Genomic DNA, 15,456 nt, shown 5'->3' with positions numbered 1-15,456 from the left:
CGGAGGTCACGATGAAGCGACTGCTCGTCCCCGTCCTCACCCTGGCCCTCGGGCTCGGCGCGGCGGCGCCCGCGCGCGCCGAGGGCACGCTCGAGAAGGTCAACCAGAGCGGCGTCCTGGTCATCGGCACCCGCACGGCGTCGCCGCCCTTCGCGTTCGTCAACAAGAACAACGAGTGGGTCGGCTTCTCGATCGACCTCGTCGAGCAGGGGATCCTGCCCGCGCTCTCGAAAAAGCTCGGCAAGCCGATCAAGCTCGAGAAGAAGGAGTCCACGCCGCCCACGCGGATCCCGCTCCTGACGTCGAACGCCGTGGACCTCATCGCGGGCACCATGACCGACACGCGCGCCCGCCGCGACTCGGTGGACTTCAGCCTCACGTTCTTCGTGACCGGCGCCCAGTTCCTCGTCAAGAAGTCGAGCCCGATCAAGGGCATCGAGTCCATCGCCGCCCGGCGCATCGCCGCCCAGCAGGGCTCGACCAACGCGAAGATCATCCGCGAGCGCGTGCCGACCGCGAAGCTCCAGGAGTTCCCGGACCAGCCGGCGGCCTTCCAGGCCCTCGTGCAGGGGCAGGTGGACGCCTACACGAACGACGGCATCCAGCTCTACGGGCTCCGGGCCAAGGCGCCGAAGCCCGACGACTGGAAGGTGGTCGGCGATTTCTTCTCGTACGAGCCGTACGGCATGGCGATGCGGAAGAACGACTCGGACTTCCGCGCCGTCGTCAACAACGGCCTCATGGAGCTGATCGAGTCGGGCAAGTACTTCGAGCTCTACGACAAGTGGTTCGGGCCGAGGGGCGAGACGCCGTACCCGCTGACGCCCGAGAACAAGCGATTCCTGATCATGCAGGTGGTCCCGAAGTAGTCGTGCGAGGTTGAACTACACCTTCCAGTGGAGCGTGCTCTGGAGCGGCCAGTCGGGCGGCTGGCTGCTCCAGGGCCTGATCACGACGCTCGAGCTGTCGGCCCTCGCGTGGCTGCTCGCCGCCCTGCTCGGCATCGTCTCGGGCGCCATGCGCACGGTCCCGTGGCGGCTCCTCCGCACGCTCGCGACGTTCTACGTCGAGTTCTTCCGCAACGTGCCGCTGCTCGTCTGGATGTTCTTCTGGTACTTCGGCGTGCCGCCGCTCCTGCCCGAGGCGGTCCGCGAGTGGCTCTTCGACCACGGCGCCGAGTTCTGGGCGGGGATGTTCGCGCTCGGCGTCTACCACGGCGCGCGCATGTCGGAGGTCATCCGCTCCGGCATCCAGTCGATTCCCCGGACCCAGTTCGAGGCGTCCGTGGCCATGGGCCTCACGACGTTCCAGGCGTACCGGCTGGTCATCGTGCCCATCGCGCTCCGGCTCATCGTGCCGCCGGCGACCAGCGAATCCCTGAACCTCCTCAAGAACTCGTCGGTCGCGCTGACGATCAGCGTCGCCGAGCTCACGTTCCAGACGCGCCAGATCGAGACGTACACCGCGCGGGCCATCGAGGCGCTCACCGCCGGCACGCTGATCTACCTCGTCCTCTGCGTGGGGATCGCCACGATCATGGCGCGCGTGGAGCGGCGCTTCGCGATCCCGGGCCTCATCGCGCGGGGGGGCTAGGCGGTGCTCGACCTCGGGGTCGTTGTCGCCAACTTCAAGTTCCTGGTCGTCCAGGGGCTCCTGGGCCTCGGCGGCTTCACCGGCGGGACGCTCCGGCTCGCGATCCCGGCGATCGTGCTGGGCTTCGCGCTCGGCATCTGCGTCGGGCTCGCCCGCCTGGCGCGCTCGCGCTGGATCGCCGTGCCGGCGATGCTCTACGTCGAGTTCTTCCGCGGCGTGCCGCTCGTCATGGTGATCTTCTGGATCTGGTTCGTCATCCCGCAGCTCCTGCGCGTGCCGATCCCGGAGTACGGCGTCGCCCTCACGGCGTTCGTGATCTTCGAGGCGGCCTACTTCGGCGAGATCGTGCGCGCGGGCATCCAGTCGGTGCCCCGCGGCCAGGTCGAGGCCGCCACGGCGCTGGGGCTCACCCGCGCGAAGACGATGCGGTACGTGGTGCTGCCGCAGGCGATCCGCAACATGGTACCCTCGCTGGTCACGCAGATGATCGTCCTCTTCAAGGACACCTCGCTCGCCTCGATCATCGGCTACGTGGACCTCACGAAGGCCGCGCAGATCGTCAATAACCGCGAGATCAAGCCGTTCGAGCTCTACCTCTTCATCGCGGTCGTGTACTGGCTCTGCACGTACTCGATGTCGGTCGTCGCCCGGCGCTTCGAGCGGCGGCCCGCCTGACGGGGGCCACGCCCGGTGCTCGAGGTCCTGCTCAAGGCGCTCCTCGCCTCGATGGTCGCCGCCGCGGCGGCCGCGTACGCGCGCGGCTGGTGGCGCCTCCGGGCGGCGGGCCACGCGCCGCCGGGCTGGCGGTTCGCCGTCTACGCGCTCGGCCTCGCGACGCTCGCCGGCGCGCTCCTCTCGCCCCTCGACGAGCTCGCGGAGGTGCGGTTCTCGGCCCACATGGCCCAGCACCTCCTGCTCATCACCGTCGCGGCGCCGCTCCTGGTCCTCGGCAACCCGTTCGCGCTCGTGCTCTGGGGGCTGCCGGCGCGCGCCCGGCGCGCGCTGGGCTCCACCCTCAGGCGGGGCGCGCCGCTCCGGACCGCGCTGGCGGCGCTCACGCTCCTGCCGGTGGCCGGCGCCCTCCACGTCGCCACCGTGTGGGTCTGGCACCTGCCGGTCCTGTACGACGCGGCGGCGGAGCACGCGCTGGTCCACGCCGCCGAGCACGCGTCGTTCGTCGCGACGGCCGTCTTCTTCTGGTGGCCGATCGTCCTGCCCGCGCCGCGGCTCCACCCGCGGCCCCATCCGGGGTTCCAGATCCTCTACCTGCTCCTCGCGACGGCGCAGAACACGGCGCTCGGGGTGCTCCTGGCGGTGCCGGAGCGCGCGTTCTACCCGCACTACGTGCGGCTCGCCCCGTCTCTCGGCATCAGCGCGGTGGAGGACCAGATGCTCGGCGCGGGGCTCATGTGGAGCGGCGGCCACATGTACCTGCTCCCGATCCTGCTGATCCTCTGGGGGCTCGCGCGCGAGCGCGTCGTGTAGGCGCGCGCTCAGTCGCCGGTGACGCGGAGGACCGCGTCGTGCTTCCGGACGCGATCGCGGACCTTCAGCGCGACCTCGCTCCCGCGCTCGGCCGTCTGCACCGGCCGGTGCTCGACGTGGAGCGACTCGACGGTCTGTGTGAGGTCGGTCGTGTGGCCGTGGATCCGGATGCGATCGCCGACCCGGAGCGCGCCGTCGGCCAGCGTGATCGCGGCCACACCGATCTTCGCGTAGTAGTCGGTGACGACGCCGACCTTCTCTTCCGTCGCCATGGGGGGCTCCGCGCGGACCGCTCCGGGCCTACTTGATCGCGCCTGCCGTGAGGCCGGAGACGTAGTAGTCGAGGAAGAAGACGTAGAGGATCACGATCGGGACCGAGCCCAGGATGGCGCCCGCCATCAGCTCGCCCCAGAAATAGATGTCGCCCCGGATCAGCTCGCTGGTCACCCCGACGCTGGCCGTGATCTGGTCCGACGACGAGGTGAACGTGAGGGCGTAGATGAACTCGTTCCACGACAGCGTGAAGGCGAAGAGCACGGCGCAGACCAGCCCGGGGATGGCGATGGGCAGCACGATGCGCCACAGCGCCTGGATGCGTGTGGCGCCGTCCACCATCGCGCACTCCTCGACCTCCTTCGGCACGGTGCGGAAGTAGCCCATGAGGAGCCACGTGCAGAACGGCACGAGGAAGGTCGGGTACGTGAGCACGAGGGCCCACTTCGAGTCACCCAGCCCCAGCCAGTTCACGACCTGGGCGAGCGGCAGGAACAGGAGCGTGGTGGGCACGAGGTAGGTCACGAAGATTCCGGTGCCGAAGGGGCCCACGCCGAAGAACCTGAGCCGCGCCAGCGCGTAGGCCGCGACGGTCCCGATCACGACGGACACGCTCGTGGCCAGCACGGTCACGAGCAAGCTGTTCTTGGTCCAGGTGAGGAACTCCGTCTCCCAGAGGAGCTTGCCGTAGTGCTCGAGCGTCGGCGCTTCGCGGATGATGAGCGGCACCGCGTGCCGGTCGTAGAGCTCGCGGTCCTGCTTCAGCGAGGTCAGCGTCATGTGGTAGAACGGAAACAGCGCGAAGACGAGGAAGGGGACGAGCAGGAGATGCTGCGTCGCCTTCCGGAGCCGCGGTCGCTTGCTCACCGCCATCAGTACACCTGCTTGCGCACGAAGCGGAGCTGTGCCCAGACGACGAAGACCAGCAGCGGGAAGAGGTAGAGGGAGATCGCCGCGCCCTCGCCGATGCGCCCGGTGTCGATCCCCACCACACGCGACAGCGTGGCGAAGAGGTGGGTGGAGGTGATGGGCCCGCCGCGGGTCAGCACGTACACGATGTTGAAGTCGCTGAACGTGAAGATGGTGGAGAACAGCACGACCACCGCCAGCACCGGCTTCAGCAGGGGCAGGGTGACGTGCCAGAAGCGGGCGTTCGCCCCCGCGCCGTCGGCCTCGGCGGCCTCGTAGAGCTCGCGCGGGATCGACACGAGGCCCGCGAGGATCGTGATGGCGAAGAACGGGAGCCCGCGCCAGACGTTCACCGTGATGACGGCGGCCATGGCGTAGTACTTCTGGCCGAGCCAGTTCGGCCCCGGTGGGTCCATGAGCCCCATCGCGATGCCGGTCCAGTTCACCACGCTGTAGAGCGAGTTGAACATCCACCACCAGCCGAGCGTGCTGAGCGCGGTGGGGATGACCCACGGCAGCAGCACGGCGCCGCGGATCATCCGCTTGAACCAGAGCTGCTCGTTGAGCAGCAGCGCCAGCGTGATGCCCAGCACCACCTTGAACGCCACCGAGATGCCCGTGAACACGAACGCGTTCTGGAAGGTCTGGCGGAAGATATCGCTATCCCACAGCGCGATGAAGTTACGGAGGCCCACCCAGTGGCTCGGGCGGCCGATGAACGCGTTCGACATGGCGAAGTAGACCGCCATCACGAACGGGTAGGCGACGAGCAGCAGGAGGAGGAGGAGGGCCGGCGTCACGAAGACCGGCCCGAGCACCGATTCGCCGTCGAGCCATTGACGCACCCGTGCGGCCGCCCCCGGGCGGCCGCGCGGCACGGTGATCTCGTTGGCTCTGACGGCCATGGGCGTTCGGCCTCTAGCCGGCGAGGATCTTCTTCATCTCGGTCTCGGCCCAGGCCATCGCGTCCTTCGTGGATGTGCCCGTGACCGCCTTGGCGATCATGTTGGGCAGCAGGTAGGTGTTGGTGATGAGCTGGACCTTGTCCGAGGGCGGCGCCGGCCAGCCGTAGGTGTGGTACTGGACTCCCTCGCCCCTCAGCGCGGCGTACTTCGGGTCCGTGCGCAGCACCGGATGGTCCTGGAGCTTCTCGTAGGTCGGCAGGTTGAAGGCATCGCCCGACATGATGTACTCGTCGTAGACCTCGCGCTTGCCGAGGAGGTAGCGGATCCATTCCTTGGAGGCTTCGACGTTCTTCGAAAACTTCCAGATGCCGATGTGCCGAGGCGTGTCGGTCTCGTGACGGCCGTGGGGGCCGGCGAGGCTTCGATGGTGGTTGATGCCGTCGGCGGTGACCAGCTTGCGCTGTTTCGCGACGATGTAGGCGGATACCGGATTGTGGATCCAGCCGGCCTTGCCCTGCTGGATGGACTCGTTGTTGCTCGCGTCCGACCAGGAGAGCACCTCCGGCTCCATGCAGTCCCGGAACATCTTCCTGTACCACTCGATCATCTGCGCGGTCGCCGGCGCGTTGATGCGAACCATCTTGCCGTCCTTGTCCACCTCCATGCCGCCGAACGACCACAGCACGGGGCCCGCGGTCGAGATCGAGTCGTAGTTCTGGCTGATGGGGATCCCGACCGGGTGCCCCATCTTCTTCAGCTCCTTGCCGACGACGTAGAGGTCCTCCCAGGTGTCGGGGACCTTGAGGCCCGCCTGCTTGAAGAGGTCCTCCCGATAGGTCGCGACGAACATGCCGTGATACTGGGGCACCGCGCGCCAGACGCCGTTGACGTGGGCGCCCTCGTACGACGAGCCGAGCGCCTTGCCGTACTTCTTCTCGAGCTCGCCCACGACATCCGAGACGTCGACGAGCTGGGGCTCGTAGAGCCACGGGAAGTGCATGCGCATCTCGACCAGATCGTGGCCGGCCTGGGTCTGGACCTCGGCGGCGTACTTGGCCTGCTGCGGGCCCATGTGCGAGACGTGGTCGATCCGGAGCTTGATCCCCGTGTCCCTGGTGAAGCGCTGGCCGATCTCGGCGAGCTTCTTGTCGGAGTTCGGGGCGAAATTGTTCCAGCAGAGGTACGAGATCTCGCGTTGCTGGCCGCGGGCCGGGGGAATGCGCGTCGCCAGGATCCCGGCGAGGCCTCCGCCGGTCGTGGCGAGGAAACGGCGACGGTTGAAGGATTCCATGACTCCTCCTTAGCTGAGGGAGTGTAGAGAAGGCGCGGGGGCTGTCAAGGCGCGCCGGAGGAAGGCCATCAGCCGGAGATCATACCATCCGGGGCGGGCGGTCCGGTCAGGGGTCGCGGCGCTCCTCCGCCGGCGGCCGCACGCCCGCCGGGTACACGGTCCGGCTGCCGTCGGCCGGGTTGATCGCCGTCAGCGGCGGGGCGTAGACCTCGTGCTCGGAGAGCCGGCGCTCCCAGTGCCCCGGGACGAGCGCCTGGCCCCCCGCCGGCACGGGGATGAAGCGGTCGGGGACCCAGACGGCATCGGCTCGCGCGGGCCGGACGGGGGCGACCGTGGGAACCGGGGCGCGGCTCATCGCGTTGATTTTTTCCACGGCCCGCGACGTCACGGTGGGGCCGCCGACCTGGAGCACGAGGAGCGCCCCCGTGAGCAGCGCCCCGGCGCGACGGAGGTCACGCATCCTTCGCCGCCCAGTTCTTGTAGCGCTCGCGCAGCACCTTCTTGTCGAACTTGCCGACGCTCGTCTTCGGCACCGCCGCGATGATCTCGACCGCGTCCGGGAGCGCCCACTTCGCCAGCCGGGGGCGGAGGAAGTCCACGATCTCGGCGGGCGCGAGCGTCTGGCCGGGCTTCGGGACGACGCACGCGAGCGGGCGCTCGACCCACTTCGGATGGGGCACCGCGATGACCGCGGCCTCGAGGACCTTCGGGTGGGACATGATCATGTTCTCGACGTCCACGCTCGAGATCCACTCGCCGCCGGACTTGATGAGGTCCTTCGTCCGGTCGGTGATCTGGACGTAGCCCTCGGCGTCGATCGTCGCCACGTCGCCCGTCCTGAACCAGCCGTCCCGGGTGAAGCGGTCGGTGGACGCGGGGTTGTCGTAGTAGGCGCCGAGGACCCAGGGCCCGCGGACCTGCAGCTCGCCCATGCTCTCGCCGTCCCAGGGGAGCTCCTCGCCCGCCTCGTCCACGATGCGCGCGTCCACGCCGACGGACGGGTAGCCGACGCGCGCCCGCACGTCGTACTGCGCGTCCTCGGACCACCCGTGCATGTAGCTCTTCAGCCGGGCGATCGTGCCGAGGGGCGTCATCTCCGTCATGCCCCAGGCGTGCGACATGGTGACGCCGAACTGCTTGCGGAACGCGAGCTGCATCGCCTTCGGCGCCGCCGAGCCGCCGATCGCGATCGTCCGCAGCGAGGAGATGTCCCAGCCCTCCTTCTCGCAGAGGTCCTTGACCGCGATCCACACGGTCGGCACCGCGCCGGTGAACGTCACCTTCTCCGTCTGGACGAGCTCGCAGATGTCGCGCGGCTGCGGGTTCGGTCCGGCGAAGATCTGGTTCGCGCCCACCATCACGCCCGTGAACGGCAGGCACCAGGAGTTCGCGTGGAACATCGGCACGATGTGCAGCAACGTGTCGTCCTCGGAGATCCCGAACGAGTCGGTCATCGCCTGGGCGAGGCAGTGCAGGAACATGGCCCGGTGCGTGTAGACGACGCCCTTCGGGTTGCCCGTCGTGCCGGAGGTGTAGCACATGCCCGCGGCGTCGGTCTCGTCGAGGGCGGGCCAGCGGTCGAGGGGCCGGGCGGCGGCGAGGAGCGTCTCGTAGTCGGGGAGCCCCGCGGCGACGCCCGCCTCGGGGGCGTCGCGCATGATCACGATCGTCCGCACGGTCGGGATCCGGTCGCGGATGCCCTCGAGGATCGGCCAGAGGCTCGCGTCGGCGAAGATGACCGAGTCGGCGGCGTGGTTGACGATGAACGTCAGGTCCTGCGCGGAGAGGCGGAGGTTGAGCGTGTGGAGCACGGCGCCCGCGCAGGGCGCCGCCCAGTAGATCTCGAGGTGGCGGTGGCTGTTCCAGGCGAGCGTCGCCACGCGGTCCCCCGGCGTGATCCCGAGCTCGCGCAGCACCGTGGCCAGGCGCCGCGTGCGCTCGGCGAAGTCGGCGTACGTGTAGCGGAAGAGCGGCCGGCCGGGCACCCGGGTGGCGAGCTGCTTCTTCGGCCAGAGGCGGCGGCTGCGCTCGAAGAAGTGGGTGAGCGTCAGCGGATAATCCATCATGAGGTCGTGGATCTCGGCGCCCATCGTCATCGGCCCCCCAAGTCCGTCACCGGAAGTATAAGGATAGGCTCGGACGACCGTCCACGTCCACTCGCGGACGTTTTCCGGGATGGACGGGGACTGCGGGCGGACCTACTATCTCCCCGGCGACGTCGAGGAAGTGGCGAAACACCAGGCAGACAGCCCAGGAGGAGAACAGCGATGAGAAGTCACGTGCGTGCCGTTTCCGTGTGCGCCGTCGTGCTCGCCTGCGCCGCGGTCCTGCTCTGGGGACCCCGGCTCCCGGTGGAGGCCCAGGCCCCGCTCGTGCTGAAGCTCGGCACGGTCAACCCGGGCGAGAGTCCGCGGAACCTCGCGGCCTACGAGTTCGCCCGCGTGGCGGCCGAGAAGTCGAAGGGGCGGATCAGGGTCGAGGTCTACATCAACAACCAGCTCGCGCGCGGCGAGGGCGCGACGCTCGAGGGCGTCCAGCTCGGGACGATCGACGTCGCCCCGGTCGGCAGCGCGCCGATCGGCGGGATCTTCGAGCCCGCCTACCTGCCGCTCGACCTGCCCTTCCTCTGGGAGAGCCGCGCGCAGGTGTGGAAGGTCATGGACGGGCCCGTCGGCCAGGAGCTGTTCAAGAAGATGGAGGCCAAGGGCGTCAAGGGCCTCTGCTTCGGCGGCGGGTGGGGCTTCCGCCACATGCTGTCCAACAAGCGCGCCATCAACACGCCGGACGACATGAAGGGCCAGACCATCCGCGTCCAGGAGTCGCCGATCTACGTCTCGATGATGAAGCAGCTCGGCGCCAACCCGGTGCCGATGCCGTGGGGCGAGGTGTACCTCGCCATGAAGCAGGGGACCGTGGACGGCATGGAGATCCCCGTGGTCACGATGATCTCGGATAAGTTCTACGAGGTCACCAAGTACTACTCGCTCACCAACCACACCTACCCGCCGATCTCCTGGTTCATGAACCTCAAGCGCTACCAGTCGCTGCCGGCCGATCTCCGCCAGGCCGTGGACGAGGCGGCCAGGGCCACCTGCGCGCTGGACCGCAAGGCCGAGGTCGACAAGGAGAAGGGCGACCTGGAGTCCATCCGCAAGGCCGGCGTGCAGGTCAACGAGGTGAAGGACCTCAAGGCGTTCCAGGACCGGATGGGTCCCGCCTACGATCTGGTTACCACGAAGGTCGGCAAGGAGTGGATGGATCGCGTCCTCGCCGCGGTGAAGGCCGCGAAGTGATCCTGGGCCGCGGCGTGGAGTGGGTCTGCCTGGCCCTGATGGTGGCGCTCTGCCTGGACCTCATGCTCGGGGTCTTCTCGCGCTACGTCCTGTTCAGCACCTTCACGTGGTACGACGAGATCGCGCGGATCTGCTTCGTGTGGCTCGTGTTCCTGGGGGCGGCGGTGGGCGTGAAGCGTCAGGCCCATTTCCGCCTCCACCTCGTCGTCGATGCGCTGTGGCCCCGCGCCCGGTGGGTGGTGGGGCTGTTCGGGCGGCTGGTGGTGATCGGCTTCGCGGCGGCGCTCGTGCAGCAGGGCTGGGCGTTCGTGGAGCTCGGCCGATTCCAGCAGACGCCGGTGATGGGGCTGCCGAAGTCCTGGGTCTACCTCGCGATGCCGGTCGGGGGCGCGCTGATCATCCTCTACAGCCTGGGGCCGCTCTGGCGCGACCTCCGCCCGCCCGGCGGGCGATGATCGCGCTCACCGCCCTCGCGTTCGTCGTCCTGCTGCTGCTGGCGGTGCCGGTCGCGTTCACCGTCGGCGCGGCGGGGTTCCTGGGGCTCTGGTGGAGCGGCGCCTACCCGCTGTCGATCATCATCCAGCAGATGTTCCTGGCGGTCGATTCGTTCGTGCTGCTCGCGATCCCGCTCTTCATCCTGGCCGGGGCTCTCATGGAGACCGGCGGCATCGCCATCCGGCTCGTGCGCTTCGCGCAGGCGCTGGTCGGGTGGATCCGCGGGGGACTGGCGATGGCGGTCGTCATCGCCGAGTACATCTTCTCCGGCATCTCGGGCTCGACGATCGCCGACGTGTCGGCGATCGGCTCCACCATGATCCCTCCGATGACGCGGGCCGGCTACCGCCCCGAGGAGGCCGTCAGCGTGGTGGCGGCGGCCTCGGCGATGGGCATCCTGGTGCCGCCCTGCATCCTGATGATCGTCATCGGCGCCATCGCCAACGTGTCGGTCGCCGCGCTCTTCGTCGGCGGGCTGATTCCGGCACTCGTCCTCGCCGCGGCGATCATGGTCTACATCTACCTGCAGGCGCGGCGGGGGAACATGGCGCCGCCTCGGCCGACCGGCCCGCGGGAGCTCTGGCGGGCGTTCGTCGGCGCCCTGATCCCGCTCGGGCTGCCGCTCATCATCTTCGGCGGGATCCTGGGCGGTGTGATGACGCCGACCGAAGCGGCGGCGGTCGCGGTCTTCTACGCCGCCATCGTCGGCCTCTTCGTGTACCGCGAGATCCGCTGGTCGCAGGTCCCCGAGATCCTCGTCCAGAGCGCCGTCGTCACCGCGAACGTGTGCTTCATCCTCGCGACGGCCGCGGTGGTGGCGTGGGTCCTCGTGGTCCAGCAGGTGCCCGCGCTGCTCCTCACGTGGATGAGCGCCGCCTCGGCGGGACCCACGCTCTTCCTCGTCCTGACGGCGGTCCTGTTCATCCTGCTGGGCGCGGTCCTCGAGGGCCTGCCGGCGGTGGTCATCGTGCTGCCGACCTTCCTGCCGGTCGTCAAGCAGCTCGACATCGATCTCGTGCACTACTGCATCGTCGTCGTCGCGGCGACCGGCATCGGACTGTTCCTGCCGCCGATCGGCGTCGGGCTGTTCATCGCGTGCGGGATCGCGAACATCACGGTGGACCGCGTCGTCCGGCCCATGCTGCCGTACGTGCTGTTCCTCTGCGTCGGCCTCCTGATCGTCATCCTCGTGCCCTGGTTCACCCTCGTCCTGCCGCGGCTGTTCGGGCTCTGAGGCGCCGCGCCCGCGCCGCCTCGGCGACCGTCGCGATCGTGCTATCGTGGTCCCGCGATGCGCTCCCGCTGGAACGACGCCGACGCCGCGCGGCTCGACGAGCTCGACCTCCTCGTCTACGCGTCGCGGCTGATCGGCGCCGAGACCTCGCTCGTCGTCTGGGGCGGCGGCAACACCTCCATCAAGACCGTCGAGCACGATCATCGTGGCCGCGAGGTCGACGTGCTCCGGGTGAAGGGGAGCGGCTCCGACCTCAAGTCGGTCCAGCGCAAGGACTTCCCCGGCGTGCGCATGGACGACATCCGCGCGCTCCTCCCGCGCGAGGACATGGGCGACCAGGAGATGGTGGGCTACCTCGCCCACGCCCTCCAAGACCCGGGCGGCGTCCGGCCGTCGATCGAGACGCTGCTCCATGGCTTCCTCGCCGCGCGGGCCGTCGTCCACACCCACGCCGACGCGATCGTCGCGCTCACCAACAACGACCGTCACCGGGACGCCTTCGCGTCGGTCTACGGCAAGGACGTGATCACGCTCCGGTACCTCAGGCCGGGCTTCCGCATCTCGCGCGAGGTCGCCGACGCGATCGCCGCCGACCCGGGAGTCAAGGCGCTCGTGCTCGAGCGTCACGGGACGATCACCTGGGGTGCTACCGTCCGGGAGGCCTACGAGGCGACGCTCGAGCTGATCTCGCGGGCCGAGGAGGCGATCGCTTCGAGGGCGGGCGGCCGCCGCCTCTTCGGCGGCCCGCGCGTGGCCGTGCTCCCTCCCGAGGCGCGACGTGCGGCGGCGCTGGCCGTGGCGCCGAAGCTCCGCGGGTTCCTGGGACGCTCGCGGCGCGTGGTCGTCGGCTTCGACGACTCGCCCGCGGTCACCGAGTTCGTCTCGTCCGCCGACGCGCCAAGGCTCTCACAGATCGGGCCGGCGACGCCGGACCACACGATCTACACGAAGCGCCTGCCGTGCTTCGTCGCCCTCGACGGCCCGGCGACGGGCGCCGCGCTCGCCGCGGCGATCGAGCGCGCGGTCGGCGGGTTCGTGGCGGCGTACACGCGCTACTTCGACGCGAACCGCTTCGAGGGCGCCGAGCTGACGGACCCGCTGCCGCGCGTCGTGCTGGTGCCCGGGCTCGGCATGTTCACGGCGGGCAAGGACCGGCGCACGGCCGGGATCGTGAACGACATTTATCGCCACACGATCGACGTCATCGGCGGCGCCTCGGCCTTCGGCCAGTACGTCTCGCTCTCGGCCAAGGACGCCTTCGACGTCGAGTACTGGCCCCTCGAGCTCTACAAGCTGACGCTCGCCCCGCCGGAGAAGGAGCTCGCGCGCCGCGTGGCGCTCGTGACCGGCGGCGCCTCCGGGATCGGCCGCGCCGTGGCGCGGCGGCTCGCGGCCGAGGGCTGCCACGTCGTCGTCGCCGACCTCGACGAGGCGGGGGCGAAGAAGACCGCGGACGAGATCGCGGCGTCGGCGGGCGCGGGCCGGGCGCTCGCGCTCCCGATGGACGTCACGCGCGAGGACTCGGTGCGCGTGGCGTTCGAGGAGGCCGTGCTCGCGTACGGCGGCCTCGACGTCCTGGTCTCGAACGCCGGCATCGCCCACTCGGCGCCGGTGGACCGGATGCGGCTCGCCGACTGGGAGCGCTCGTTCGCGGTGAACGCGACCGGCCACTTCCTGGTGGCCCGCGAGGCGATGCGGGTGCTCATCGCGCAGGGGCTCGGGGGCGCGCTCGTCTTCGTCGCGACCAAGAACGTGATGTCGCCCGGCAAGGACTTCGCCGCGTACTCCGCCGCGAAGGCCGCCGAGGCGCAGCTGGCGAAGGTGCTGGCGCTCGAGGGCGCGCCCCACGGGATCCGCTCGAACATCGTGAACCCGGACGCGGTCTTCCAGGACTCCAAGCTCTGGTCGGAGGACGTCCGGCGCGAGCGCGCCACGGCCCAGGGGATCGGCGTGGACCAGCTCGAGGAGTTCTACCGCACGCGCAACCTGCTCGGCGCCCGCATCCTGCCGGAGGACGTCGCGGAGGCCGTCCTCTTCCTCGCGGGGGACCGTGCGTCCAAGACCACGGGCTGCACGCTCACGGTGGACGGCGGCGTGAAGGACGCGTTCCCGCGGTGAGGGCGTGATGCGGTTCGGGGTCCAGCTCTCGCTGCATCCGCCGGAAGAGCAGTGGGCGCTCGTCCGGCGCGTCGAGGAGCTCGGCTTCGACTCCGTGTGGACCGGCGACCACGTCTCCTTCCACAACCCGCTCTACGAGTCGCTGACGCTGCTGGCGACCTATGCGCCGATCACGCGGCGGATCCGGCTCGGCAGCGCGGTCTACCTCCTGGCCCTGCGCGCGCCCGCGGTCGCCGCCAAGATCACGGCGACCCTCGACGTCCTGTCGGGCGGGCGGCTCGTCTTCGGGGTGGGCGTCGGCGGCGAGAACCCCAAGGAGTTCGAGCTCTGCGGTGTCCCGCACCGCGAGCGCGGGGCGCGCGTCAGCGAGGCGATCGACGCCGTGCGGACCCTCTGGCGCGACTCGCCCGCGTCGTTCGAGGGCCGGTTCACCCGGTTCCAGGGGGTCTCGATCGACCCGAAGCCCGTGCAGCAGCTCCCGCCCATCTGGGTCGGCGGGCGGTCGGATGCGGCCCTGGTCCGCGCCGGCAGGCAGGGCGACGGCTGGGTCTCCTACGTCGTCGATCCCGACCGCTACGCGAAGAGCCTCGAGAAGATCCGCGCCGCCGCCGACGCCGCCGGCCGCTCGCTCGACGGCTTCACCGCCGCGCACCTCGCGTTCGTCACCGTCGGGCGGGACTACGAGAAGGCGAAGGCCGCCTGGGTCGCCCACCTCTCCCGGCGGTACGCGCAGGACTGGGAGCCCCTCGCCAAGAAGTACGGGATCATCGGCACGCCCGCGCAGTGCGCCGAGCAGCTCGCCGAGTTCCGCGACGCCGGCTGCGCCTGCGTCATCCTGAGCCCGATCGGCGACCCGCGGGACGACCGGGAGCAGATCGAGGCGCTCGCCGCGGACCTGCTCCCGCGGTTCGCGCCGCGCTGAGCCCCGCCGGTGAAACCCGTCGAGTGCCGCGCCCGCGTCGTCGCGGTGCGGCGGCTCACGGCCGCGATCCTCGAGGTGGACCTCGCGATGGTCGAGCCGGCGGAGCTCCGGTTCGAGGCCGGCCAGTGGGTGTCGGTGCCCTTCGGCCCGAAGCTCGTGCGCGCGTACTCGCTCGCGTCCACGCCGCGCTCGCCGCGGCGGCTCACGCTCTGCGCCGACGTGGCGCCGGGCGGCCTCGGCTCGAAGTGGTTCGAGGAGCTCACGCCGGGGGCCGAGGTCGGCTTCAAGGGGCCGCTCGGCGGCTTCCTCTTCTCACGCGCCGATCCGCGGCGGCCGCTCTTCGTCGCCGAGGAGATCGGCATCGTGCCGATCCGCTCGATCGTGACCGAGCTCTACGAGACCGGGTTTGGCCGGCCGGCCACGCTCGTCTACTGGGGCCGCGACCCGGGCTGGCTCGCGTACGACGCGGAGTTTCGCTCGCTCGCGCGGCGCTACCCCGGGTTCTCGTATCATCCGGTGGTGGCGAGCGCGGCAGGCGCGTGGCGCGACGGCGCGAGCGGGCTCGCCGAGGTGATCGGCCGGCGCGTGCAGGACGTGACGGGCCTGGTCGCCTACGTCTCGGGAGGCGAGCAGATGATCCACCGCGTCCGCGACGTGCTCGTCGCCAAAGGCCTGGACCGCAAGGCGGTGAAGTGGGAGAAGTTCTGGTGATGGAGGCGCCGATGCTGATCTGCTCGTTCGAGTGCACGTTCTGCCGAGCGTGCGCCGAGGGCGTGCTCGGCGGACGGTGCCCCAACTGCGGGGGCGAGCTCGTCCGGCGGCCGGTCCGCCCGCCGGAGGGGCTGCGCAGGCACCCGGCGTCGCGCGAGCGCGTCCATCGGCCCGACCGCTGCCGCGAGCTCGCGGCCGCGCGCTGACCGGACGGGCGGGGAGAGACG

General features: G+C 70.1%; 17 protein-coding genes. 11 read left to right on the top strand and 6 right to left on the bottom strand.

Annotated features, from left to right (window positions below; translation table 11 throughout):
* Positions 1–11 precede the first annotated feature (11 nt).
* Genes VKG64_03830 through VKG64_03815 form a run of 4 tightly spaced genes read left to right on the top strand, consistent with a single transcriptional unit; the run spans position 12 to position 3,078 of the window.
* A complete protein-coding gene (locus VKG64_03830; protein HKB24162.1) occupies positions 12–869 on the top strand; it encodes a transporter substrate-binding domain-containing protein in 858 nt (285 codons plus the stop codon).
* A 10-nt stretch (positions 870–879) separates the two neighbouring features.
* Positions 880–1,593 carry an amino acid ABC transporter permease gene (locus VKG64_03825; protein HKB24161.1) on the top strand — a complete coding sequence of 238 codons (714 nt, stop codon included), beginning with the start codon at positions 880–882 and terminating at the stop codon, positions 1,591–1,593.
* 3 nt (positions 1,594–1,596) lie between these two features.
* The gene (locus VKG64_03820; protein ID HKB24160.1) at positions 1,597–2,268 is read left to right on the top strand and encodes an amino acid ABC transporter permease; all 672 of its coding nucleotides are present in this window, start codon (positions 1,597–1,599) and stop codon (positions 2,266–2,268) included.
* A gap of 15 nt (positions 2,269–2,283) precedes the next feature.
* Entirely contained in the window at positions 2,284–3,078 is a 795-nt protein-coding gene (locus tag VKG64_03815) for a cytochrome c oxidase assembly protein (GenBank protein ID HKB24159.1), read from the top strand.
* 8 nt (positions 3,079–3,086) lie between these two features.
* On the opposite strand, the gene VKG64_03810 is transcribed toward VKG64_03815, so the two are convergent.
* The 6 genes from VKG64_03810 to VKG64_03785 all read right to left on the bottom strand — a co-directional run bounded on the left by VKG64_03810 (position 3,087) and on the right by VKG64_03785 (position 8,552).
* Positions 3,087–3,350 carry a translation elongation factor-like protein gene (locus VKG64_03810; protein ID HKB24158.1) on the bottom strand — a complete coding sequence of 88 codons (264 nt, stop codon included), beginning with the start codon at positions 3,348–3,350 and terminating at the stop codon, positions 3,087–3,089.
* A 28-nt stretch (positions 3,351–3,378) separates the two neighbouring features.
* Positions 3,379–4,218, bottom strand: a complete 840-nt coding sequence (locus tag VKG64_03805; GenBank protein HKB24157.1) for a carbohydrate ABC transporter permease — start codon at positions 4,216–4,218, stop codon at positions 3,379–3,381.
* Between the two features lie 5 nt (positions 4,219–4,223).
* On the bottom strand, positions 4,224–5,165 hold the full coding sequence (locus tag VKG64_03800) for a sugar ABC transporter permease (GenBank protein HKB24156.1): 942 nt from the start codon (positions 5,163–5,165) through the stop codon (positions 4,224–4,226).
* A 13-nt stretch (positions 5,166–5,178) separates the two neighbouring features.
* Positions 5,179–6,456, bottom strand: coding sequence for an ABC transporter substrate-binding protein (locus tag VKG64_03795; protein ID HKB24155.1), 1,278 nt, complete (start codon positions 6,454–6,456; stop codon positions 5,179–5,181).
* 106 nt (positions 6,457–6,562) lie between these two features.
* Positions 6,563–6,916 (bottom strand): hypothetical protein, encoded by a 354-nt coding sequence (locus tag VKG64_03790; GenBank protein HKB24154.1) that lies wholly within the window; start codon positions 6,914–6,916, stop codon positions 6,563–6,565.
* A complete protein-coding gene (locus tag VKG64_03785; GenBank protein HKB24153.1) occupies positions 6,909–8,552 on the bottom strand; it encodes a long-chain fatty acid--CoA ligase in 1,644 nt (547 codons plus the stop codon). Before VKG64_03785 ends, VKG64_03790 begins: the two co-directional genes overlap by 8 nt.
* A 171-nt stretch (positions 8,553–8,723) precedes the next feature.
* On the opposite strand from VKG64_03785, the gene VKG64_03780 reads away from it, so the two are divergent.
* The 7 genes from VKG64_03780 to VKG64_03750 are packed head-to-tail and all read left to right on the top strand — an operon-like array spanning position 8,724 to position 15,435.
* Positions 8,724–9,749 (top strand): TRAP transporter substrate-binding protein, encoded by a 1,026-nt coding sequence (locus VKG64_03780; GenBank protein ID HKB24152.1) that lies wholly within the window; start codon positions 8,724–8,726, stop codon positions 9,747–9,749.
* Positions 9,746–10,204: a TRAP transporter small permease gene (locus VKG64_03775; protein HKB24151.1), complete on the top strand. Its 459-nt coding sequence runs from the start codon at positions 9,746–9,748 to the stop codon at positions 10,202–10,204. The genes VKG64_03780 and VKG64_03775 overlap by 4 nt, the downstream gene beginning before the upstream one ends.
* The gene (locus tag VKG64_03770; GenBank protein HKB24150.1) at positions 10,201–11,478 is read left to right on the top strand and encodes a TRAP transporter large permease; all 1,278 of its coding nucleotides are present in this window, start codon (positions 10,201–10,203) and stop codon (positions 11,476–11,478) included. The genes VKG64_03775 and VKG64_03770 overlap by 4 nt, the downstream gene beginning before the upstream one ends.
* Before the next feature lie 57 nt (positions 11,479–11,535).
* Entirely contained in the window at positions 11,536–13,596 is a 2,061-nt protein-coding gene (gene rhaD / locus VKG64_03765) for a bifunctional rhamnulose-1-phosphate aldolase/short-chain dehydrogenase (GenBank protein HKB24149.1), read from the top strand.
* Positions 13,597–13,603: 7 nt separating this feature from the next.
* Positions 13,604–14,518, top strand: coding sequence for an LLM class flavin-dependent oxidoreductase (locus tag VKG64_03760; protein HKB24148.1), 915 nt, complete (start codon positions 13,604–13,606; stop codon positions 14,516–14,518).
* A gap of 9 nt (positions 14,519–14,527) precedes the next feature.
* A complete protein-coding gene (locus VKG64_03755) occupies positions 14,528–15,229 on the top strand; it encodes an FAD-binding oxidoreductase (GenBank protein HKB24147.1) in 702 nt (233 codons plus the stop codon).
* Complete coding sequence (locus VKG64_03750; protein ID HKB24146.1) at positions 15,229–15,435, top strand: DUF1272 domain-containing protein; 207 nt, start codon at positions 15,229–15,231, stop codon at positions 15,433–15,435. Before VKG64_03755 ends, VKG64_03750 begins: the two co-directional genes overlap by 1 nt.
* The last annotated feature ends 21 nt before the right edge of the window (positions 15,436–15,456 follow it).

It is taken from the genome of Candidatus Methylomirabilota bacterium, from assembly GCA_035260325.1.
Lineage (GTDB): Bacteria > Methylomirabilota > Methylomirabilia > Rokubacteriales > CSP1-6 > AR19.
Note: the sequence above shows the minus strand (reverse complement) of the source record. Positions and strands in the feature narration are given on the sequence as shown.

Bases quoted from the DNA above. Each gene is read 5' to 3' on its own strand.
- VKG64_03830 (HKB24162.1), top strand. From the start codon at position 12: ATGAAGCGACTGCTCGTCCCCGTCCTCACCCTGGCCCTCGGGCTCGGC.
- VKG64_03810 (HKB24158.1), bottom strand. From the start codon at position 3,350: ATGGCGACGGAAGAGAAGGTCGGCGTCGTCACCGACTACTACGCGAAG.
- VKG64_03800 (HKB24156.1), bottom strand. From the start codon at position 5,165: ATGGCCGTCAGAGCCAACGAGATCACCGTGCCGCGCGGCCGCCCGGGG.
- VKG64_03795 (HKB24155.1), bottom strand. From the start codon at position 6,456: ATGGAATCCTTCAACCGTCGCCGTTTCCTCGCCACGACCGGCGGAGGC.
- VKG64_03790 (HKB24154.1), bottom strand. From the start codon at position 6,916: ATGCGTGACCTCCGTCGCGCCGGGGCGCTGCTCACGGGGGCGCTCCTC.
- VKG64_03785 (HKB24153.1), bottom strand. From the start codon at position 8,552: ATGACGATGGGCGCCGAGATCCACGACCTCATGATGGATTATCCGCTG.
- VKG64_03780 (HKB24152.1), top strand. From the start codon at position 8,724: ATGAGAAGTCACGTGCGTGCCGTTTCCGTGTGCGCCGTCGTGCTCGCC.
- VKG64_03770 (HKB24150.1), top strand. From the start codon at position 10,201: ATGATCGCGCTCACCGCCCTCGCGTTCGTCGTCCTGCTGCTGCTGGCG.
- rhaD (HKB24149.1), top strand. From the start codon at position 11,536: ATGCGCTCCCGCTGGAACGACGCCGACGCCGCGCGGCTCGACGAGCTC.
- VKG64_03760 (HKB24148.1), top strand. From the start codon at position 13,604: ATGCGGTTCGGGGTCCAGCTCTCGCTGCATCCGCCGGAAGAGCAGTGG.
- VKG64_03750 (HKB24146.1), top strand. From the start codon at position 15,229: ATGGAGGCGCCGATGCTGATCTGCTCGTTCGAGTGCACGTTCTGCCGA.